General features: G+C 65.3%; 20 protein-coding genes. 15 read left to right on the forward strand and 5 right to left on the reverse strand.

The features are described from left to right. Nucleotides 1-92: 92 nt before the first annotated feature. The 4 genes from X268_RS09305 (at nucleotide 93) to X268_RS09320 (ending at nucleotide 3,445) form a co-directional block, all read left to right on the forward strand. Nucleotides 93-1,988 (forward strand): ATP-binding protein, encoded by a 1,896-nt coding sequence (locus tag X268_RS09305; RefSeq protein WP_164937626.1) that lies wholly within the window; start codon nucleotides 93-95, stop codon nucleotides 1,986-1,988. Next, nucleotides 1,981-2,685, forward strand: coding sequence for a peptidoglycan-binding domain-containing protein (locus X268_RS09310; RefSeq protein ID WP_128924665.1), 705 nt, complete (start codon nucleotides 1,981-1,983; stop codon nucleotides 2,683-2,685). Before X268_RS09305 ends, X268_RS09310 begins: the two co-directional genes overlap by 8 nt. A gap of 152 nt (nucleotides 2,686-2,837) precedes the next feature. Further along, nucleotides 2,838-3,047: a hypothetical protein gene (locus X268_RS09315; RefSeq protein WP_164937627.1), complete on the forward strand. Its 210-nt coding sequence runs from the start codon at nucleotides 2,838-2,840 to the stop codon at nucleotides 3,045-3,047. Nucleotides 3,048-3,100: 53 nt separating this feature from the next. After that, on the forward strand, nucleotides 3,101-3,445 hold the full coding sequence (locus X268_RS09320) for a DUF1491 family protein (RefSeq protein ID WP_128924667.1): 345 nt from the start codon (nucleotides 3,101-3,103) through the stop codon (nucleotides 3,443-3,445). Between the two features lie 150 nt (nucleotides 3,446-3,595). On the opposite strand, the gene X268_RS09325 is transcribed toward X268_RS09320, so the two are convergent. Continuing rightward, a complete protein-coding gene (locus tag X268_RS09325; protein WP_128924668.1) occupies nucleotides 3,596-4,576 on the reverse strand; it encodes a DUF2336 domain-containing protein in 981 nt (326 codons plus the stop codon). A gap of 254 nt (nucleotides 4,577-4,830) precedes the next feature. Between X268_RS09325 and X268_RS40000 the strand changes: the two genes are divergently transcribed. The 7 genes from X268_RS40000 (at nucleotide 4,831) to X268_RS09360 (ending at nucleotide 13,065) form a co-directional block, all read left to right on the forward strand. Then, on the forward strand, nucleotides 4,831-5,019 hold the full coding sequence (locus X268_RS40000) for a hypothetical protein (protein WP_036005903.1): 189 nt from the start codon (nucleotides 4,831-4,833) through the stop codon (nucleotides 5,017-5,019). A gap of 16 nt (nucleotides 5,020-5,035) precedes the next feature. Beyond that, nucleotides 5,036-5,797 carry a hypothetical protein gene (locus X268_RS09335; protein WP_128924669.1) on the forward strand — a complete coding sequence of 254 codons (762 nt, stop codon included), beginning with the start codon at nucleotides 5,036-5,038 and terminating at the stop codon, nucleotides 5,795-5,797. A gap of 203 nt (nucleotides 5,798-6,000) precedes the next feature. After that, a complete protein-coding gene (locus X268_RS09340) occupies nucleotides 6,001-7,407 on the forward strand; it encodes a carbohydrate porin (protein ID WP_128924670.1) in 1,407 nt (468 codons plus the stop codon). 108 nt (nucleotides 7,408-7,515) lie between these two features. Then, nucleotides 7,516-7,878, forward strand: coding sequence for a hypothetical protein (locus tag X268_RS09345; protein ID WP_128924671.1), 363 nt, complete (start codon nucleotides 7,516-7,518; stop codon nucleotides 7,876-7,878). A gap of 103 nt (nucleotides 7,879-7,981) precedes the next feature. Next, nucleotides 7,982-8,374 (forward strand): FixH family protein, encoded by a 393-nt coding sequence (locus tag X268_RS09350; protein ID WP_128924672.1) that lies wholly within the window; start codon nucleotides 7,982-7,984, stop codon nucleotides 8,372-8,374. Nucleotides 8,375-8,455: 81 nt separating this feature from the next. Then, the gene (locus X268_RS09355) at nucleotides 8,456-9,880 is read left to right on the forward strand and encodes an efflux RND transporter periplasmic adaptor subunit (protein WP_128924673.1); all 1,425 of its coding nucleotides are present in this window, start codon (nucleotides 8,456-8,458) and stop codon (nucleotides 9,878-9,880) included. Further along, complete coding sequence (locus X268_RS09360; RefSeq protein ID WP_128924674.1) at nucleotides 9,877-13,065, forward strand: efflux RND transporter permease subunit; 3,189 nt, start codon at nucleotides 9,877-9,879, stop codon at nucleotides 13,063-13,065. The genes X268_RS09355 and X268_RS09360 overlap by 4 nt, the downstream gene beginning before the upstream one ends. 54 nt (nucleotides 13,066-13,119) lie before the next feature. Here X268_RS09360 and X268_RS09365 read toward each other — a convergent pair whose 3' ends face one another. From X268_RS09365 to X268_RS09375, 3 genes are read right to left on the reverse strand one after another with little or no spacing between them, the layout of a single operon-like run. Further along, nucleotides 13,120-16,368, reverse strand: a complete 3,249-nt coding sequence (locus X268_RS09365; RefSeq protein ID WP_245477818.1) for an efflux RND transporter permease subunit — start codon at nucleotides 16,366-16,368, stop codon at nucleotides 13,120-13,122. A gap of 3 nt (nucleotides 16,369-16,371) precedes the next feature. Further along, nucleotides 16,372-17,532 carry an efflux RND transporter periplasmic adaptor subunit gene (locus tag X268_RS09370; RefSeq protein ID WP_128924675.1) on the reverse strand — a complete coding sequence of 387 codons (1,161 nt, stop codon included), beginning with the start codon at nucleotides 17,530-17,532 and terminating at the stop codon, nucleotides 16,372-16,374. 13 nt (nucleotides 17,533-17,545) lie between these two features. Next, nucleotides 17,546-17,824, reverse strand: coding sequence for a metal-sensing transcriptional repressor (locus tag X268_RS09375; protein WP_128924676.1), 279 nt, complete (start codon nucleotides 17,822-17,824; stop codon nucleotides 17,546-17,548). A 631-nt stretch (nucleotides 17,825-18,455) separates the two neighbouring features. Between X268_RS09375 and X268_RS09390 the strand changes: the two genes are divergently transcribed. From X268_RS09390 to X268_RS09405, 4 genes are all read left to right on the forward strand, one after another. Next, entirely contained in the window at nucleotides 18,456-18,689 is a 234-nt protein-coding gene (locus tag X268_RS09390) for a hypothetical protein (RefSeq protein ID WP_128924678.1), read from the forward strand. 41 nt (nucleotides 18,690-18,730) lie between these two features. After that, the gene (locus tag X268_RS09395) at nucleotides 18,731-19,618 is read left to right on the forward strand and encodes a DUF1259 domain-containing protein (RefSeq protein WP_128924679.1); all 888 of its coding nucleotides are present in this window, start codon (nucleotides 18,731-18,733) and stop codon (nucleotides 19,616-19,618) included. Between the two features lie 129 nt (nucleotides 19,619-19,747). Beyond that, complete coding sequence (locus X268_RS09400) at nucleotides 19,748-20,341, forward strand: hypothetical protein (RefSeq protein WP_245477820.1); 594 nt, start codon at nucleotides 19,748-19,750, stop codon at nucleotides 20,339-20,341. 62 nt (nucleotides 20,342-20,403) lie between these two features. After that, the gene (locus X268_RS09405) at nucleotides 20,404-20,871 is read left to right on the forward strand and encodes a GlcG/HbpS family heme-binding protein (protein ID WP_245477822.1); all 468 of its coding nucleotides are present in this window, start codon (nucleotides 20,404-20,406) and stop codon (nucleotides 20,869-20,871) included. Between the two features lie 61 nt (nucleotides 20,872-20,932). On the opposite strand, the gene X268_RS40845 is transcribed toward X268_RS09405, so the two are convergent. After that, nucleotides 20,933-21,247 (reverse strand): YjiS-like domain-containing protein, encoded by a 315-nt coding sequence (locus X268_RS40845; RefSeq protein ID WP_128924681.1) that lies wholly within the window; start codon nucleotides 21,245-21,247, stop codon nucleotides 20,933-20,935. Between the last annotated feature and the right edge of the window lie 332 nt (nucleotides 21,248-21,579).

The following is a 21,579-nucleotide window of genomic DNA, read 5'->3' on the forward strand; positions in this document are numbered from 1 at the left end:
ACTCGTTTAAGGTCGCTCTGACACGGTGGCTCAACGACAAGGAGGCGTTCCGGCGCGTCTTCTCAGGACGATTGAGCCGAAGCGCGAGACCCGTGACAGTTTTGAGTATCATCCGCGATTGTCTCGATGCGCTGCTGCATCCCTCCGCGCGTTACGATGCGCTGATGCGAGCGCGCCATCGTGCCTTCATGGCGCCGCGGCTGCTGGGCAGCCTGGCTGCCTTTGCCGCATTTCCGGTCTATCTCGCCATGCGTGGCGCGCCGAGCGCGCTCGAGGTCGCCGCCTTCGCCTGGCTGATCGCACCCATCCTGCTGTCCTGGTTCCTGTCGCGCACCGGCCGCTATGAAGGCGCGCATGTGTTGTCGTCGCTGGCGCTCGCCGGCCTGATCATGGCGGTCGCGGGCACCACGGGCGGCATCGAATCCTTCGCCGCGGTCTGGCTCGTCGTGGTTCCGCTCGAAGCCGCGCTGTCGGCCTCGCGCCGCGTCGCCGCCTTCGCGTCATTGCTCGCACTGTCCTGTGCGGGACTCCTGATCCTCGGCAGCCAGCTCGGCTGGCTGCCGTCGGCAGACATCAGTGCCGCAGAACGCGGCGTGCTGATGGCCTGCGGCGTCGCCTCGGCGACGCTCTATGCTGCGGCTCTCGCCTTCGGCGCCGAATCGCTCGCGCGCACCAGCGTCGCGCTGCTCTCGCGCGAGGAGGAGCGCTACCGTCTGCTGGCCCGCAACATGAGCGACGTGATCTCGCGGCATCAGCGCAACGGTGCGGTGCAGTTCATCTCGCCGGCGGCCGAGGCCATGCTCGGCACGTCAGTGGCGCAACTGCTCGGTCATGGCCTGTTCGACCGCGTCCATGTCGCCGATCGCCCGGCCTATCTCACGGCACTTTCCGATGCCGCGCGCGGCGATGTGCGCAGCGTCGAGATCCGGCTGCGGCGTGAACCCGATGGTTCGGAGCGCGGCCAGGTCGATTTTCTCTGGGTCGAGATGCGTTGCCGCCCCCTCGAGCGGGACATGGGCCAGAATCCTCACAGCGAGGCCACGCGCGAGGCCGAGGTCGTCGCCGTGATGCGCGACGTCACCGACCACAAGCTGTCCGAGCAGGCGCTGGATCAGGCGCGCAGCGCCGCGGAAGCGGCCGATGCCGCCAAGACGCGCTTCCTCGCCACCATGAGCCACGAGTTGCGGACGCCGCTGAACGCCATCATCGGCTTCTCCGAGATGATTGCGCAGGAGCAGACCCTGATGCTGGGTGCGGCCCAGCGCCGGGAATATGCCCAGCTCATCAACGATTCCGGCCAGCATCTCTTGTCGGTCGTCAACGGCATTCTGGACATGTCGAAGATGGAGTCGGGCAATTTCGAGATCGCGTCCGAGCCGTTCGCGCCTCGCGCCTCGCTCTTGCATTGCTGCAATCTGCTGGCGCTGAAGGCGCGGGAGAACGGCATCGACCTCATCACCGACGCGCCGCAGGACCTGCCGGTCATGACCGGCGATCCCAGGGCCTTCAAGCAGATCGTGCTCAATCTCGTCGCCAACGCCATCAAGTTCACCGAACGCGGCGGTCAAGTTTCCGTTTCCGCTGCGGTGACCGGCTCCCAGCTGATGCTGCGCATCGGCGACACCGGCGTCGGCATCGCGCCCGACGATCTCAAGCGCATCGGCGCGCCGTTCTTTCAGGCGGGCAGGACCTATCAGCGTCGTCACGAAGGCACCGGCCTCGGACTTTCGATCGTGAAGAGCCTCGTGGCGTTGCATCTCGGCGAATTGACGGTACAAAGCAGGCTGGGGGAGGGCACCGCCGTCACCGTCAAGCTGCCGCTCCTCTACACCCCGCCGCAAGCCAAGCCGGCCGAGAGCAAGATCGCGACGCTGGCGCCGGTGCTGCGCCAAGACCTTCACGGTCAAGAACTTCAAGGTCAGGAGCTTCAAGACCGCGCTCACGACCAGACTCAGGACCAACCCGCTCTGGTGAAGAAAAGTGCCTAAGAAGTCTGCCAAGGACGAAACTGCTCGGCGCCGCCGTGGCGCCAAGGCTGCGGTTGTCGACGTCGAGACCGAGCGCAACCTCGTGATGCGCGTGCTGTTGCACAGCCCCAAGGACACGCTGGCAGGTCTCGTCGCCGTCGCTGCGATCAGCGCGATCGTTGCCAATGCGCTGTTCCTGCAGACCGGCCGGCATCCGGCGCCGATGTTCGGCACCGTGATCAATCTGCCCGCGCCGTCATCCGTGCCGCTGTCCAATCCCCTGCCGCGTCCGCGCCCCGTCGGCGCCGATCCCTCGCCGCTGGAGCCGCGCGCGACGGAGTTCCGCGCCGAGCCAAAGCCTGCCGAGCGGACTGCCGAGAAGCCGGTGGAAAAACCTGTCGAGGCGACCGCATCGACGCGCGCAAACGATCCGATGGCTAATCTGGTCCGGCAGACGACCTCGACGCCGCCCTCCGCGATGCGTCCGCCGGCGCCGATTCCCTCGCCGCAGAGCCCGGCCGCACGGCGTATCGCCGGCGTGCAGCGCGCGCTGTCCGAATATGGCTACGGCAATCTGAAGATCACGGGCGCGATGAACGGCGAGACCCAGTCCGCGATCCAGAAGTTCGAGCGCGAGCACAAGATGCAGGTCACCGGCCAGCTGTCCGATCGGCTGCTGCGCGAGCTCGGCGCCGCGATCGGCCATTCCGTCGAATAACGCGCATCCCGCTGTCATTGAGGCGGATCAATTCCGGGCATCCCGCACCGGCAGACCATGCGCGTCCCGGAGGCGCGATTTGCTTGGGATCAATGACGCCGACAGCTGCGGGGAACATGATTGCGCATCTTCAAGGAAGAAGAGAGGGTGTCATGTTCAAGGTCTCCGTTCTGGTCTGGATCATGCTCGGCACGACGCTGGCGGGCGTCAGCCTGATCGTGGTGCTGATGGTGCCGGGTTTCGCCGCCAACGCCATCAGGAACATCCCTTACGCGGTCGCAACGGGCTTTGCACTTGCAATGCCGCTGTCATACCTCGTCGCGCGCCAGATCAGCGGCGGGCAAGGCGTCGGCAAGGCGTGACAATCGGACACTGACACTGGCGGCGGGCGCCACGCTGGCCTATCGTTCGACTCATGCGTTTGAAATCCAACATATGGGTTGCCGCCTACCTGCGCCGGTGCCAGACCGAGGGCGTGTTCGGCGCGGTCCGCCGTCGCGGCGCCGAGGAGGCCGGGGCGGTGTTCGTGAAGGTGTCGCTACTCGACGGCCATGCGATGCTCTACGTGCCGGCGCCGCAGACCTCTTACGACGACGGCCGCCCCGTCGATCGCTTCTTCGTGCCGGTCGCGCCGCAACCCTTGCCGGAGCACACCGTCGAGGAACGGCTGACCCGAGAAATCCGCTTCGACCCGGATGCCTGGATCGTCGAGACTGAAGACCGCGCGGGCCGGCATTTCCTGGAACTGGCGAAGGCCTGATCAAAGCATGATCCGGAAAAGTGCGAAGCGGTTTTCCGTAACGATCATGCGCAAACAACAACCTAAAGCGCGATGACGATTCACCTGGATTTCATCGCGCTTTAGACCACGCATGACGAGTTCGTGGCGCGAGCGACCGTATCGGATGCGTTACCGTTCCGACGATCCGCCAGTGCTCGTCCGCACCGCCGCGCTGGAGCCCGGCTGCACGCCCGGCCGCGTCTGGCTCGCGCCGGCGCGGGCGCGCTGGCGTTCACCGTCATGCAGTGACGACTGGTATTTTGCGCGCGTCACGGCGAGCGTCGAGCCGCGCCAGGCTGCCAGCATCACCAGCGCCGAGCGGTCGCTGAGGCGGTCGTAGAGCCGCGACAGCCGGTACACCTCGTTCACGGAGGTGCCGATCGCCGGCTTGAAGAACAGCAGGATGCGCTGGAAGTTCGGGCTCGGCATATCGAGCGCGCGCGCGGCGACAGCGAGCGCTTCACCGCCGGCGTCGTCGACGATCTGGGCTGCGACGCGCGAGGGCAGGATCAGGCTGTCGCCGAGCTCCAGGGTGAAGTTCTCGACGTCGCCCGCGATCGCCGCCATCTCCAAAATCTGGATCGCGCGCTTGGCACGGACGGTCGGGATTCTCGGCGCGGCCTTCAGCGGGGTCTGCGCCAGATTGTGCAGGATCAGCGTGCGCTCGGAGGCGCCGGCGCCGAAGAACATGTCGTGGATCTCGGCGGCGTCCTTCGGCTGCATCGCCATGTTGGTGGCGGCCATGCGCAGCTCGGTATCCGAGGGTGTGCGGACCGGCGCGGGGGTGGGAACGGGCGCGGGAGTCTCGCGCGCCAGGGGAACCCTGCGACCTTCCTGGGCTGCGACCAGCCCGAGCTTCTGCAGCACCGGGACGGGCGTCTGCGGATAGATCGCGAGCTTGGCCTTGATGGCCGCGCGCGTCGCATCGTCGACCTGGTCGATCAGCCGTGTCGCCAGCTCGGTGAACTGACGCTGCTCGTCGTCGCTGTGGATGCGGGTCTGGACATAGAGGTCGGTCAGCACGCGCAGCAGCGTCGGGCGAACATCGACGCCTTCGCGACGGGAGAGGGACATCAGCCCGTCGAATCCGGGAAACAGCGACTTGGTCATGGAGAGATACGCGACCTGCAAAACATCCTCGCCGCCAGCCTATCGCAGGCTCCTTTAAAGCCTCGTTAAGAAAAACGAGCCGTGAAGCCGAACGCTCGATTTGAAGCGGTCTCGTGCCGCAACGGGACGTCGCGGCCGGTCCGTGCGGATACGGTCCGAACGCGGCGTTTACATCCCGTTAACCATGAGCTGATCTTAATGACTGCCATGTTGCAGGGGCGCGTTCGGTCGCGCGGCAATTGAAGAGAGCTGACATGGGGACCATCATTGAATTTCCGGCCGGTCGCCGGGTGGGCTCGTCGGGGGATGTCGCTCCGCGCGCGGACATGGGAACGGTCCTGATCCTTCCCGTCATCCGTATCGAGCGCGAGGCAGATGAAACCAGCGGCGACCGCGGCCCTGAGCAGGGCACAGCGCCGGGGCGTCGTCGCCGCCGTCGCTGACATCCGGCTTCATGCCATGCCGGACACCATCCGCCAGCTCCGGCCCGTCCTGTCGGCCGTTCTGCTCGCGTTGCTTGCTGCGACCTTGGGTGCGTGCAGCGGCGGCGATTTCGGCCGCACCCGCGCCGACATGCGCAGCGACGACATGCATCGCTGGCTGGGCGCGGAGGTCACCTCCAGCGTCGGCCTGAAGCCTTCGCAATTTCAGCTCACCGACGAGGAGCGCCAGCTGCGCGACCTCGCCTATCCCATGATCGAGCCGCCGCTGTCGCGCCCCGCATGGAAGAGCGTGTTTGGCGACTACAAGGCGATGCCTTCGCCCTGGCGCCAGAAGGTCGTGTTCGACCGCACCATGTACGGGCGCACGCTGATCGACGAGCCGCACCGCTCGCATTCCTCGCGCTATGCGCAGCTGATCGAGGACGTACGCAACGACATCCCCCGCTTCGAGCCGTTCTTCGCTAGCGCGATCCGCGTCATCGACCTCGACAGGAAGCGCGACGCCAGCATGGCGCGCGTCTCCGCGCTCTCGCCGAGGGAGAAGGAGGACGCGGTCGCGCGCATGCAGGAGAACTCGCTGATCGTGCAGTGGGTGCAGCAGTGCCTCGAGCAGCGCATCTCGTCCTATCGCTGGGCGCTGGAGCGCCTGGTGATCCAGGCGCCCGACGGCATGGCCGCCGACGCCGACCGCCTGATCGGCGAGCTCGCGGCCCAGACCGCCAACCCGCCGGTCGCAGGCCAGCCGCCCTACGGCCGCGCGGTCATCTCCAAGGGTTGAGCGCTTTACGAGCGCTCGGTTCGATCCGGCCCGCCAGCCGCCGCGCGGGATGACCGCCTCCAATGTGCAAAAGTGAACATAACGGCTGTCCTCGCCTGCGGTAGTGCAGAGCCTAGGGGATCGATCGGCCGCCGGGATTTCGTTCGATGACCGGCTTGCCTGCCGGGCGGCGCTGTGCGTCATTGATCGCCCGGGAGGAGAGCATGGCCGCCAGAGCAATCAGCCATATCGCGCGGGTGCTGGTAGTCGGGGCCTGTCTGAGCGTGGCAGCGCAGTCCGCCGCTCAAGAGGACAAAAAGACGGACGACGACAAGCCTGCCGATCCTGATACGGGAGAGAGCACGGTCGAGGAAAAGACGCTCGGGTTGTTGCCGAACCCCTGGCAGCAGATCGGGGTGAAGTTTGCGGCGACCTATATCGGCGAGGTGCTCGGCAATCCCACCGGCGGGCTGAAGACGGGCGCGGTCTATGAAGGCCGGCTCAACCTTGCCGTCGATCTTGACCTCGAAAAGCTGGTTGGTCTCGACAAGCTGACCTTCCACGCCAACATGTTTCAGATCCACGGCGAGGGGCTGTCGCGCTCGAACCTGCAGAACTTCTTCGTCGTCAGCGGCATCGAGGCGTTGCCCTCGACGCGGCTTTACGAAGCCTATTTCGAGAAGCAGTGGGGCGACAAGAAAGTGTCCCTCAAGCTTGGGCAGCTCGCGGCCGACAGCGAATTCTTCAATACCAAATACACCGATGTGTTCACCAACGCCTCGATGGGCTGGCCGGCGATCACCTCGCTGGCGCTGCCGAGCGGTGGGCCATCGCCGCCTCTGGCCGCGGTCGGCGCGCGCTTGCTCATCAACGTCACCGACCAGTTGTCCGCTCTCGGCGCGATTTACGATGGCGATCAGGCCGGTCCCGGTCCCGGCGATCCGCAGGAGCGCAACCGGTACGGCGTGAATTTCCGCGTCAACGATCCGCCACTGCTGCTGGGCCAGATCCAATATGCCTGGAACAACAAGAAGGGCGATCCCAACCTGACCGGCCAGTTCAAGGTCGGCGGCTGGCGACATTTCGGATCGTTCGGCGATCTGCGCTTTGCCTCCAACGGCGTTTCGCTCGCGGCGCCTGCGAGCAGCGGCGAGCCGCTGCTGCTCTCGGGCGACATCGGAGCCTGGGCGGTTTTCGAGCAGCAGATCTACCGGGTGCCGAACAGCGACGACCGCGGCATCGGCATCTTCGCGCGGGTGTCCGGCGCGCCGGCCGATCGCAATCTGGTGGATCTGTATGCAGATGGCGGCGTCGAGTTCATCGGGCTCAGCGATGCCCGGCCGGACGACAAGTTCGGCATCGCCGCCGGCTATGCGCATGTCTCGAAACGTGCGCAGGTGCTGGACACCGATTACAGGACCTATGTCGATCCCCGCTGGCCGCTGCGGAGCTTCGAGGGGCTGTTCACCGCGGTCTATCAATATCAGGTCAGGGATGGTTGGACCGTTCAGCCGAACTTTCAATACATCGTCCATCCCGGCGGCGGTGCGACCGCTCCAGCCGGACCACGGCCGGGGAGACCCTTGCGGGACGCTTCCGTGTTTGGATTGCGAACGACGCTGAAGTTTTAGCGACTGCGCCCGCTTCGGTCACGGATGCTTGACCGGGATCAAGGACTGCTTTCGCTTCCGGGATATGGTATTGAGGCCTTGTTCCGGCCCGAAGGGTAAGTTTTATCGATGCGGTTCGTCCGTACCATCGTGGCATTTGCCATCGCCATATCCTTGGCGATGCTGCCGGTTGGCGCGTCCGCATCTACTCCTGCCATGTCCTCGGACGACATGCAGGCGGCGATGCAGATGAGCCCCACCGAGATGTCGATGGACGATTGCTGTCCCGACATGAAGGGGACCGGTTCCGATACTGCCAGCTACAAATGCGGGATGGGCTTCTGTTGCGTCGGCGGGCTTGTTGCGCTCGATGATGTCAGGCCTGTCGCCTTTCGGCATTTCGCCGTCATGGCAAGCCCGCTTCCCATTCCCGCCGATCAGGTCGTCTCCGTCCGCTGCGGCAGTCCTCCCTTCCGACCTCCTCGAGTCTGACTTCGCCAAGCCTTTGGACGCGTGCAGCACGCCTGTGCGCGACGACGACTGACGTGCGCGCATCATGCGCCACGGCGAGAGATCAGATCATGAGGACAGAACAATGCTTTCCAAATTCAGCACCGCGGCGCTCGCCGCCACCCTTTCGCTTGCCGCTTCCGCTGCGATGGCGGGCGCCGGCGACTACGCCTTCGAGCCCGTCAATGCCCAGATGAAGAAGGGCGACGACGTCACGCTTTCGGTTCGCCTGACCAACAAGCAGACCGGCAAGCCGGTGGCGAACGCCGTCATCTTCAAGACCCGCGTCGACATGGCCCCGGATGGCATGGCCGAGATGGAATCGGCGGTGGCGCCGCTGCCGTCGAAGGAGCCGGGCGTCTACGCCTTAAAGACGGCCCTGCCGATGGCCGGCCGCTACCAGGTCACGCTGTCGGCAAAGGTGCAGGGCGAATCTGAGACCGTCACCGGCAAGGTGATCGTCACGGCGACCAAGTGAGCGTGCGGACGCCGCAAGCGGCGTCCGAGCTTCTCTCCGTCCCATTCACATGGACGCGCGCACGCCGCGCGAAGACACACCATGAAGACGCTGCGTCTCCTGACTATTCTCGCTCTCGGCGGTGGCCTCGCCCTGGGCGGTGCGTACTGGGCCTCGAATGGCGGACGCTGGTCCGCTCATGCCGAGGTGACCCCGGCTGCGGCCCAGGCCGACCGAACTCCGCTCTATTACCGCGATCCCAGCGGCGCGCCGCTCTGGTCCGCCGGCCCGAAGAAGGACGATCGCGGCCGTGACTATCTGCCGGTCTATGAGGACGGTCAGGTCGACGCGGCATCACCGAAGCCGGTGCAGGCAGCGTCATCGCGAAAGATCCTCTATTACCGCAACCCCATGGGCCTGCCCGACACCTCGCCGGTGCCGAAGAAGGATCCGATGGGGATGAACTACGTTCCCGTCTATGAAGGCGATGAGGTCGACGACGGCACGGTCAAGCTCTCGCCGGGCAAGATCCAGCGCACCGGCGTGAGATCCGAGCCCGTGGAGCGGCGCGCGATCCGCGTCACGGTCAAGGCGCCCGGCACGATCCAGCTCGACGAGCGCCGCGTCTCGGTAATCGCGATGCGGGCGGAAAGCTTCGTGCGAGAGATCGCCGACGTCACCACCGGTACGCGCGTCAAGGCGGGCCAGCCCCTGATGGAGATCTACAGTTCGGCGGTCGCCTCCGCAGCGGCGGAATATCTCGCGACCATCACCTCGAAGACAGTGGGCGGCGTCGAGATGTACGGCCGCGGCTCGCGGCAGCGGCTGGGCAATCTTGACGTCCCCGAGCCTGTCATCGCTGAGATGGAGCGGACGCGTGTTGCGCCCGTCACTATCCATTGGTCGGCGCCGCGCGACGGCATCGTGCTCGAGCGCAACGCGATCGAAGGCATGCGCGCCAATCCCGGCGACGTGCTGTTCAGGATCGCGGATATCTCGCTGGTCTGGGCGCTTGTCGACGTCGCCGAGCGCGATCTCGGCAACATCGCGGTGGGCCAGCCGGTGACGGTGCGCGCGCGCAGCTTTCCCGGCCGTGTCTTCAGCGGCAAGATCGCCGTCGTCTATCCGCAGGTGAACCGCGACACGCGGACGGTGCGGGTCCGGATCGAGCTCGCCAATCCCGACGCGGCGCTGCTGCCGGACATGTATGTCGATGCCGACATCGACACCGCCGACGCCGCGCCCGTCCTGGCGATCCAGGACAGCTCCGTGCTCGACACCGGCACGCGCCAGGCCGTCCTCGTCGACAGGGGGCAGGGGCGCTTCGAGCCGCGTGAGGTGAAGCTCGGCCGGCGCGGCGGCGGCTATATCGAGGTGCGCGACGGACTTACGGACGGCGAGGCGGTGGTCACGTCGGCCAATTTCCTGATCGACGCGGAAAGCAACCTGAAGGCTGCGCTCAAGGGCTTTGCGGAAGGAGCGCCGCAAGCTCCCGAACTTGGCCATGCGGGGGGAGAGCACAAATGATCGCCCGCATCATAGCCTGGTCGGCGCGCAACCTGCTGCTGGTGCTGTTCGGCACCGCGTTTGCAGCCGCCGCCGGCCTTTATGCGCTGATCCATCTGCCGCTGGATGCGATCCCGGACCTCTCGGACACGCAGGTCATCGTCTACACCGAATATCCCGGCCAGGCGCCGCAGGTGATCGAGGACCAGGTCACCTATCCCCTGACCACGGCGATGCTGACCGTGCCGAAATCGAAGGTCGTGCGCGGCTTCTCGTTCTTCGGCGTGTCGTTCGTCTACGTGATCTTCGAGGACGGCACCGACATCTACTGGGCGCGCTCGCGCGTCCTGGAGTTCTTGAACGGCGCTGCGTCGCGGCTTCCCGCCGGCGTCAGCCCGACCATTGGGCCCGACGCGACCGGCGTCGGCTGGGTCTATCAGTACGCGGTGATGTCGAAAGAGCTGAACCTCGCCGATGTCAGGACCATCCAGGACTGGAATCTGAAATTCGCGCTGGCCAAGGCCGAGGGCGTTGCCGAGGTCGCCGGCATCGGCGGCTTCGTCAAGCAGTACAATGTGGTGCTCGATCCGCAGCGGATGCGGGACCGCGGCATCAGCATGCAGAAGATCCGGGAAGCGATCCGCGCCAGCAACGCCGATGTCGGCGGGCGCACCGTCGAGCTCGCCGAGTTCGAATACGTCATCCGTGGCAAGGGCTACCTCAAGAGCATCAACGATCTCGGCAACATCGTCCTGAAGACGAGCAATGGCACGCCGGTGCTGCTCCGCGACGTCGCCAATGTCGAGCTCGGACCGGACGAGCGCCGGGGCATCGCCGAGCTGAATGGCGAGGGCGAGGTCGCAAGCGGCATCGTGCTGCAGCGCTTCGGCGTCAACGCGCTCGACGTCATCGAGAACGTCAAGAAGCGCTTCAAGGAGATCGCGAGCAGCCTGCCGACATCGCTCGAGATCGTCCCGGTCTACGACCGCTCCAGCCTGATCTACGCGGCCATCGACACGCTCAAGCATACGCTGTTCGAGGAGAGCATCGTCGTCGCGCTGGTCTGCATCGTGTTCCTGCTGCACGTCCGCAGCGCGCTGGTCGCGATCCTGATGCTGCCGGTCGGCGTGCTGATGGCGTTCGGCGCCATGAAGCTGCTCGGCCTCGGCTCGAACATCATGAGCCTCGGGGGCATCGCGATCGCGATCGGCGCCATGGTGGACGCCGCCATCGTCATGATCGAGAACGCCCACAAGCATCTCGAGCGCGCCGAGCCCGGCCAATCGCGCGTGCAGGTTTTGATCGATGCCGCCGCGGAGGTCGGGCCGGCACTGTTCTTCAGCCTGCTGATCATCACTGTGTCGTTCATGCCGATCTTCACGCTGGAGTCGCAGGAAGGGCGGCTGTTCAGCCCGCTCGCCTTCACCAAGACGTTCGCGATGGCCGCAGCCGCGCTGCTGTCCGTCACGCTGGTGCCGGCGCTGATGGTGATCTTCGTCCGCGGCCGGATCGTGCCGGAGAGCAGGAACGTCATCAATCGTTTCTTGATCTGGATCTACCGGCCGGTGATCAAGCGCGTGCTCCGCGCCAAAACGCTTGTGATCCTGGCATCGGTCGCCATTCTCGCCGTCACGACATGGCCGGCGCTCCAGCTCGGCACCGAGTTCATGCCGACGCTGAACGAGGGGACGCTGCTGTACATGCCGACGACGCTGCCCGGCATCTCGGTCACCAAGGCGGCCGAGCTGATGCAGACCCAGGATCGCATCATCAAGTCGTTCCCGGAGGTTGAGTCCGTCTACGGCAAGGCTGGGCGGGCGGCGACCGCGACCGATCCGGCGCCGACCGAGATGTTCGAGACGGTGGTCAACCTGAAGCCGAAGGAGCTTTGGCGCCCCGGCGTCACCGTCGACAGTCTGATCGCGGAGATGGACAAGGCGCTGCAGTTTCCCGGCGTCTCCAACGCCTGGACCATGCCGATCAAGGCGCGCATCGACATGCTCTCCACCGGCATCCGCACGCCTGTCGGCGTCAAGGTCATGGGCACCGATCTCGTCGAGATCGACCGGCTGGCGAAGCAGGGCGAACGCGTGATCAAGACCGTTCCGGGCACGTCCTCTGCCTACGCCGAGCGCGGCATCGGCGGCTACTATCTCGAGATCGTGCCGGACCGCGAGGCGCTCGCCCGCTACGGCATCCTGATCCAGGACGTTCAGGACACCATCGCGGCCGCGCTCGGCGGCCAGACGGTGACGACGACGGTGGAGGGACGACAGCGGTTCACGGTGAACATGCGCTATCCGCGTGACCTGCGCGACAATCCCAAGGCGATCGCCAGCGACATCCTGGTGCCGATGCCGGCGGGCGGCGCCGTGCCGCTCGGCGAGGTGGCGAAGGTCGAGCCGGCGCGTGGGCCGACGTCGATCCGGACCGAGAATGGACAGCTGGCGACCTACATTTATGTCGACATCCGCGATCGCGACATCGGCAGCTACGTCGCCGATGCGCAGCGCGCGGTGACGGAGAGCATTCAGTTTCCCGCCGGCACCTACGTGGTCTGGAGCGGCCAGTACGAATATCTGCAGCGCGCCGCCGCGCGCCTCAAGATCGTCGTGCCCGTGACGCTCACGATCATCTTCCTGCTGCTGTACCTCAACTTCAAGGCGCTGACGGAGACGCTGATCGTGATGCTGTCGCTGCCCTTCGCGCTGGTCGGCGGCATCTGGATGATGTGGTGGTTCGGTTTCAACCTGTCCGTCGCGGTCGCAGTCGGCTTCATTGCGCTGGCGGGCGTCGCCGCCGAGACCGGCGTCGTGATGCTGATCTACCTCGATCACGCGCTGGTCGAGATGAAGGTGAGGCGCGGCGCCGCGGGCGGGGTCTTCACCCGGCGCGATCTCCACGAGGCCATCATGGTGGGCGCGGTCGAGCGGGTCCGGCCCAAGATGATGACCGTGGTCGCCATCATGGCGGGCCTGCTGCCGATCATGTGGAGCACCGGGACGGGATCGGAGATCATGCAGCGCATCGCGGTGCCCATGATCGGCGGAATGATCTCGTCGACGCTGCTGACGCTGGTCGTTATCCCGGCGATCTTCGGCCTGGTGAAAGGGCGGGGACTGCCCGATGGCGAGCAGCCGGCGCTTGCCGACGATCACGCCGCCGAGATGGCGCACGGCGTGCGCGCTTCGCAGGCAGCCGAATAGGATCGGTTGGTCGCGGAGAGGCGCTGCGCACGGCTGCGATGCGTGGCCTCGCTGCTACTCCGCGGCGTGGTCGTGAACGATCGGCGGAAACGGGTGGCGACGTGGGATGCCCCGGACTGGAGCAGCGAACCGCGCATACAGCGCCGGCAGCACGACCAGCGTCAGCAAGGTTGCCGTGAGCAGGCCGCCGATCACCACGGTCGCGAGCGGCTTCTGCACTTCCGCACCCGTGCCGGTCGCAAGCGCCATCGGCACGAAGCCGAGCGAGGCGACGAGCGCGGTCATGGCGACGGGACGGAAGCGTGTCAGCGCGCCGTCGCCGATGGCGCGCTGGGGTTCGACGCCGTCGGCGATCAGCTTGCGGATTTGCGTCAGCATGACGAGTCCGTTCAGGACGGCGACGCCCGAGAGCGCGATGAAGCCGACGGCGGCGGAAATCGAGAAGGGCATGCCGCGGAGCCACAGGGCTGCGATCCCGCCCGTGAGTGCGAGCGGCACGGCGCTGAAAACCAGCAGGGCATCGCGTGGCGAGCCCAACGCGCCGAACAACAACAGATAGATCAGGACGAAGACACCGGGGACCACGAACATCAGCCGCTGCCGCGCCACCGCGAAGTTCTCGAACTGGCCACCCCAGGCGAGATAGCTGCCGGATGGCAGCTTGACCTCATTGCCGACCTTGGCTTGCGCCTCATCGACCAGTGATCCGATGTCCCGGCCGCGCACTTCGGCGGTGGCGACGACGCGCCGCTTGCCGTTCTCGCGACTGATCTGGTTGTAGCCGGTGGTCTGCTCGAACGAGGCGATGGTGCGCAGCGGGATCGAGGCGGCCGGAGTCTCGGGGTTCGCGCGGGGGAGGGGAACGGGAAGCTCCTCCAGGGTCGGGATGTCGTTCCGCAGCGCGTCGGCCAGGCGCACCACGATCTTGAAGCGGCGGTCCCCCTCGAAGACGAGACCGGCGTCCGTCCCGCCGATCGCAGTCTGCACGAGGTCCTCGACGGCCGCGAGGCTGAGCCCGCGCCGCGCGATCTCGGCCTTGTCGATCTTGATCTCAAGGAAGGGCAGACCGGAGGTCTCCTCCACCTTCACGCTCTCGGCGCCGTCGATCCTGCGGATCACGCCCGCGATCTGGTCCGCGGTCCGCTGCATTTGCGCGAAGTCGTCGCCGAATACCTTGATCGCCAGATCCTCACGGACGCCGGCAATCAGCTCGTTGAAGCGCATCTCGATCGGTTGGGAGAACCCCACCTTGTTGCCCGGCAGTTTCGCCGCCTCAGCCTCGATCGTCTTGATGAGATCGTCCTTGGTCATGGCGGGGTCGGGCCATTCGTCCTGCGCCTTGACGATGATGTACGTATCGGAAGCGTTGGGCGGCATCGGATCGGCCGCCAGATCGGGCGTGCCGGTGCGCGAGAACACGAAGGCGACTTCGGGAAGCTTGCTGATCTGCCGTTCGATCAGGAGCTGCATGGCCTGTGACTGCGCGAGCGCGGTGCTGGGCACGCGCTTCACCTCCATGACGATGTTCTTCTCGTCCAGGGTCGGCGTGAATTCCTGTCCGAGGCGCATGAACAGCAGTGCGGCGCCACCGAACAGCAGCCCTGCAGCAAGAACGACGGGCAAGGGTCTTGCGATCGCACCGGACAGCAGCGGAGCGTACCAGCGCTTGAGCGTCCTTACGATGATATTCTCGCGCTCCTTGACCGCGCCGCTGATCGAAATCGCGACCGCCGCGGGCACGAAAGTCAGCGAGACGATGAAGGCGACCCCGAGCGCAATCATCACGGTCAGGGCCATGGGCTCGAAGGTCTTGCCTTCGACGCCGGTGAAGGCGAGTAGCGGCGTGTAAACCAGGATGATGATGATCTGGCCATAGACCGAAGGCCGGATCATTTCCGACGTCGAGACCTTCACGGTGTCGAGGCGTTCGTCCAGTGACAATGTCCGGCCGAGCTCTCTCTGCCGCTCGGCGAGATGCCGCAGGCTGTTCTCGGCGATGATGACGGCGCCGTCGACGATCAGGCCGAAGTCGAGTGCACCGAGGCTCATCAGATTGGCGCTGATGCGTCCCTGCAGCATTCCCGTCGCAGTGATGAGCATGGTGATGGGAATGACGCAGGCCGTGACAAGAGCGGCTCGGAAGTTGCCGAGCATCAGGAAGAGCACGGCGATGACGAGCAATGCGCCCTCGGCCAGGTTCTTGGTCACGGTGGTGATCGTGGCGTCGACCAGCTGGGTCCTGTTCAGGACGGTGTGGGCGTAGATGCCCGGCGGCAGCGTCTTGCTGACCTCCTTGATCTTGGCATCGGCCGCCGCGGCCACGGTGCGGCTGTTGCCACCGATCAGCATCAAGGCGGTCCCGAGCACCACTTCGCGGCCATTGACGCTGGCGCTGCCGGTCCGCAGCTCCTTTCCGATCGAGACGTCGGCGATGTCCCTGATACGAACCGGAACGGCGCCACGCGTCGTCACGACGATCTGCTCGATGTCTTGCAGGTTCTCGACGCGGCCGGCGGCCCGCACCACGAAACCTTCGCCGTTCTGCTCGATGTAATTTGCGCCGCGGCTGACATTGTTGGCCTCGATGGCGTCGACGACCTGCTTGAAAGTCAGCCCGTAGCCGACCAGCCTTGCGGGGTCCGGCTGCACCTGGAACTGCTTGACGAAGCCGCCGATGGCGTCGGCGCCGGCGACGCCGGGAACGGTCCTCATCTGCGGCCGGACGATCCAGTCCTGCACGGTGCGCAAGTAGACCGTGCGCTGGAAATCGTCGGTCAGCCGCTCGCCTTCCGGCGTCAGATAGCTGCCGTCGGTCTGCCAACCTGGTCGACCGTCGCGGACCGGTGCCGACGCTCCCGGCTTCTCGTATTCGACGGCCCACCAGTAGATTTCGCCGAGCCCGGTCGAGATCGGCCCCATTCGCACGTCGACGCCGGGAGGCAGACCCGCCTTCGCTTCGTTGAGGCGTTCCGCAACCAGCTGCCGCGCGAAGTAGATGTTGGTGCGATCGGCGAATACCGCGGTGATCTGCGCAAAGCCGTTGCGCGAGAAAGACCGCGTCGCCTCCAGGCCCGGCATGCCGGCCAGTGCCGTCTCGAGCGCGACGGTGACCTGCTTCTCGATCTCGACCGGGGTGAGCGCAGGCGCGGTCGCGTTGATCTGAACTTGGACGTTGGTGACGTCGGGTACCGCGTCGATCGGAAGCCTGGTCAGCGACCAGAAGCCGGACGCGGCCGCGACGAGCGTCGCCAGCAGGACCAGCCAACGCCGCCGGACGGAGAATTCGACGATCCGTTCGATCATCGCTCAGTCCTCGTCGCCGGGTTTCGACAGCTCGGCCTTGAGCGAGAAGGTGTTCGAGGCGGCGACCGTCTCGCCGGCGGAAAGTCCCGAGACGATCTCGACCACCGTGCCGTCGCGTCGTCCGACGGCGACGTTGCGCTTTTCGAACCCTTCCTTGATCCGGACGAACACGACCTTGCCGCCCTCGATGGTCTGGATCGCGGCGAACGGGACGGTGACGGCGACGTCGCGGCGTTCGATGGTAATGCCCGCGGTCACGAATGATCCGGGCCGCCAACGCCCGTCCGGATTGGGCAACGAGGCCACCACGCGGGCGGCCCGAGTCTCCTTGTCGAGCAGGGGGCTGACGAACACGATTCTGCCGGCGCCTGTCTCGGGGACGCCCCGGACGGTGACATCGACCGGCTGGCCTTCCCTGACCAGCGGCAGATCCGTCGATGCGACGGCCAGCTCGACCCACACCTGGCTCAGGTCGACGATGACGAAGAGTTCGGTCTCGAGATTGTCCCGCCCGACCGCGGTTCCCTGTTCGACCTTTCGTTCGGCAATGCGTCCGGAAATCGGCGCGCGGATGTTCTGGCTTCGCAACGTGCCGGCCGCCGCCTCGGGCAGGCTTGTGATCTCGGCCTCGGTGACGCCGAGAGCCATGAGCTTCTGGCGCGCGATGCCGAGCCGCATCTGGCTCTGCGCTGCTGCGTTGCGCGACTTGACGTATTGCTGCTCGGGCACCGCACGGCCTTCCGACAGTGACTTGTCGCGTGCTGCAAGGTCCTGTTGCAGTTCGTTGGAAAGCCGTGCTGCGAGATATTCGCTCTTGGCATCGGCAACTTCGCGGCTTTCCAGAACGGCCAGAAGCTCGTCCTTGACGACATCGTCGCCGATGTTCTTGCGCAGCTCGGCGACCGTGCCGGAGAGTTTCACCGAGACATGGGCAATTCGCCCGGCATCCGGCACGATGGTGCCGGGCACCATCAGGCGCCTTCCGATCGGCGCGGGACCTGCATCGCGCAGCTCGATCTCGGCGAGCTTGATGCGCTCGTCGTCCATGACGATCACGGCGGGCTTGCCGTCCGGCTTCGACTCCGCCAACACCGGCGAAGTTGCGCCGCCGAGCGCGAGGACGGCCGACACGATGGCAGCAGCCGCACGATGGGCCAAGAACATCGACAGCTCCCCGCTAAAGGTATCGCGAGATCGCCTTGAACTCGGCGAGAACGTTCTTGCTTGCCTTGCCGGCGCCGCCGTTGGCGGCCGCGTCCAGGCAGTGGTCGACATGATCGTGGATCAGCGCTTTCTTGGCCTCGGAAATCGCCTTCTCGACCGCGTGCAGCTGCTGGGCGAGATCCAGGCAGGACCGTCCGTCGTCGAACATGCCGATGACCCGGCGCAAATGCCCTTCGGCGCGCTTCAGCCTCTTGACGATCTCCGGATGACTCTCGTGGATGTGCTGTGCCATGGTGACCTATCCTCTAGGAGGGGATAGACCATGGGAAGCCCGCGGCCAAGCCCTCGTGCCAGGCGGGATTGCCGCACCGCGGCAGCGGCTGTTTTGCGGTGTTGCCGCCGCCCGCGCAGTGGCGTCTCCGCGTGAAAGGATGGCTATCGTCTGGGGGGGAAGGGTATCGTTCGGTGTCCATGCGCAAGCTCCACGAATGGCGTGATGCGCAGAGCTTGGACCGGAGTCTCACGGGGAGCCTGCTTCGTCCCCACACTGACGATCTATGTGAGATCGTCCCGTCGTTCCAAGCTGCGGGTGGCCTGGTTCCGCCACGAGTGAACTCTTCGTGACACGCCTCGGCCATCCCTGGGTTGACAGCTGGCTCACCCGGGGTTCTAGTCGATGTGACGGGGATATGCGATCTCCCCGCGAGGCGACATGCCCAAGCATCGCGTCCTGATCACCAAGGGCGCAGCATGTCATTCTTCAACTCCTCATCTTTCACCTCCGCTTCATCCCACGAACGCCTTGCCGACACGCCATCGGCGCGCCTCCGCGTCGTGGCCCCCTCGCGCGTCATGGGAGTGATCCGGAGCAGCCTCACCAAGCGGCTTCACCTGGGGCAGGGGGCACGACCAGGAGAACGATCATGCGGTCACCAGCAATCTTTCACCCAGTTCTGCTTCTGGCGATCGCAGCCGGGCTGTCGAGCGCACACGCGCTGACACAGGAGGAGCTCGTGGCCAGGCTGCAGGCGGCCGGCTATTCGCAGGTCAGTGACATCAAGTCGACCGCGGAGGGCACCACCGCAAAGGCCATGAAGAACGGCAAGCCGGCGCGGCTCGTCGTCGACAGCGGCGGCCAGATCAAGGAGCAGAAGTGAACCCTAGGGGAATCTGAAATCCAAGCTCAAGGAGCAGATCAATGCGAAGGACGATTTCGGCGCTGATCGGCGCCAGTGCCTGCCTCATCGCGAGCGCCCACGCGCAGGAACTGGACTGGAAGAAGGTGGACGAGACACTGGGCCGCAAGCCCGCCGTTGCGGATGATGTCCACCGCTACGGCTTTCCCCGCACCGATCTCTCCGTGACCCTGGACGGGGTGACGATCAAGCCGTCGCTGGCGCTCGGCGGCTGGGTCGCGTTCAAGCCTGTGCATGGCGGTGCCATGGTAATGGGCGACCTCGTGCTCCTCGAGACCGAGATCAATCCCGTCATGGCCAGGATGATCGCGAACGGGCTCGAGATCACCGCCGTGCACAATCATCTGCTGCGCGCGAGCCCGGCCACGTTCTACATGCACGTCGCCGGGCATGGTGATCCCGTCAAGCTGGCCTCGGCGATTCATGATGCGCTCGCCGAAAGCAAAACCCCGCTGACCGCCGCGGCACCGGCGAATCCGGCGCTGGCGATCGACCTCGATACGTCGAAGCTCGATCAGATCATCGGCGTCAAGGGGCAGGCCAATGGCGGCGTCTACCAGTTCAACGTCAAGCGGCGGGATCCGATCACCGAAGGCGGCATGCCGCTGACGCCGGTCGGTGCGATGGGCGTTGCGACCGCCGTCAATTTCCAGCCGACCGGGGAAGGCAAGGCCGCCATCACCGGCGATTTCGTGCTGACCAGCGATGAAGTGAATCCGGTCATCGTGGCGCTGCGGACGCACGGCATCGAGGTGACGGCGCTGCACAGCCATATGCTCGACGAACAGCCGCGGCTCTTCTTCATGCACTTCTGGGCTAATGACGATGCGGTCAAGCTCGCTGAGGGCTTGCGGACTGCGCTCGACAAGACCGCGAGTTTGAAGAACTAGAGCGAAGTGTTCATGACCACAAAACACCAGCCGACGACCTGCACCGCCGCAGGCTGTCCGTCCCGCCCTTCTACGCGGGCAGGGCTTGCCTTGGTGTCTGTGTTGGCCCTGCTAGCAGGAGGGAACGCCGTGGCCGAGACCGTGAACTTTGACAACACTCCTGCCGGAATGCCGCCCGAAGGCTGGACTTTAACGATGACCGGAAAGGGGGAACCGAAATGGACCGTCGAGGCCGACGCCACGGCGCCGAGCAAGCCGAACGTTCTCAAGCAATCCGGACGGGCGACGTTTCCGGTGGCCATCAAGAGCGACACCTCCATCCGTGACGGCTTCGTGGAGGTCAAATTCAAGGCGGTGACCGGCTCCGAGGATCGCGCCGCGGGAGTTATCTGGCGCGCGAGGGATGCTGACAATTATTACGTCGTCCGGGCCAACGCGCTGGAGGATAACGTCGTGCTCTACAAGATGATCAAGGGCGTTCGAACCTCGCTGGAGATCGTCGGTCGCAAGGGCGGTTACGGAGTCGGCGCGCCGGTGCCATCCAGTCAATGGCACGCGCTGCGCTGTGATTTCGCGGGACGTCGATTCAAGGTGACCTATGACCGACAGCTCTTGTTCGAGGTGGAGGACGCGACCTTGACGGACGCCGGCATGATCGGCCTGTGGACCAAGGCAGATAGCGTCACTCTGTTCGATGATCTGGCATATGGTGAGGCTAAATAGGCGCTTGCCAACCTTCGCCGGAGATTGTGATGAATGTTCGATGTCTGTCGGTCGCGACCGCCATGCTGATCGCGTCCATCAGTCCAATGCGGGCGGAAGAAGCCCTCGTCACCTACAAATCGCTTGGCCCGGAACTGGCGCTTGATCTTGCGCGCGCCGCGTTGGACAGCTGTCGAAGCCGTGGATATCAGGTCGCCGTCGCTGTCGTCGACCGCTTCGGCGTCACGCAAGTGATGCTGCGCGACCGCTTTGCGGGGCCCCACACGCCATTGACGGCATCCGGCAAAGCGTGGACCGCCGTGTCGTTCAAGACCAGTACGACCGATCTGAATGCGATTAGCCAGCCCGGCATGATGCAGGCCGGCATTCGCAATCTTCCTGGAGCAGTCATCATAGGAGGAGGACTGATTGTCGAAGCAGGCGGCTCTCTGGTTGGAGCGGTCGGCGTATCCGGCGCGCCCAGCGGCGACGCGGACGAATCGTGCGCCAAAGCCGGGATCGATGCCGTCCGCGACAAGCTGGAGTTCTGAAAGCGGATGCCAAGCTCGCGGCTCGACCGTCGCCGAATGTTGGCGCGAGCTTGGCAGGCGGTTATCTGCGGAGACGAGCAGACGCGCCGCTCTCCCAAGGCGAGGTGCGACGTGCTTGGTCCAGGGAAATTGAACAATCGACCAGCATTGCCCAGTCGGCGAAGGAAGACCTTCGAGCTTGGGCAACGATTGGTCTCGATAGACCAACGTCCGCGAGCAGCCGGTCATCGAGTTCGAGAAGCTCGTCATATTCACGGCGCCGCGTTATTGCGTCCAAGAGCGCGAGCGGCAATCTCCAGAACCATCCAAGATTTGGAGAGGGGTCGAAGGTTGAGCGGGATGTATCGGTTGAGACAGTAGTGCTGTCGCAAGACATGTTTCACGTCCGAAATGGAGCGAAACAACGCTTGGCTCGAAAGCTGGTCGGGCGGTTGTATGTGGCCCGACGCCAACCGCTATCATGCTCCTCCTCGGTGCACAAGCGATCCCTGGCAGTGCGTGACCCGCGACCTGATCCACTCTCCTTCTGATGCCTTGCAGCTCAAAACACGATCGAGCCACGCCCGCGCGGCAACCGCGCTGATAATCGCATCGGCGTGTGAACCGGCTCATACAATCGAACAGAGGTTGCTCCTATCCTTTCGGCCGCACCCACGGAGCAGATCTCTTTAGCGCCTCTCCGTTTGCCCCCCGTGAATGCCCTCTGGC

The sequence above is a fragment of the Bradyrhizobium guangxiense genome (assembly GCF_004114915.1).
Taxonomy (GTDB): Bacteria; Pseudomonadota; Alphaproteobacteria; order Rhizobiales; family Xanthobacteraceae; genus Bradyrhizobium; species Bradyrhizobium guangxiense.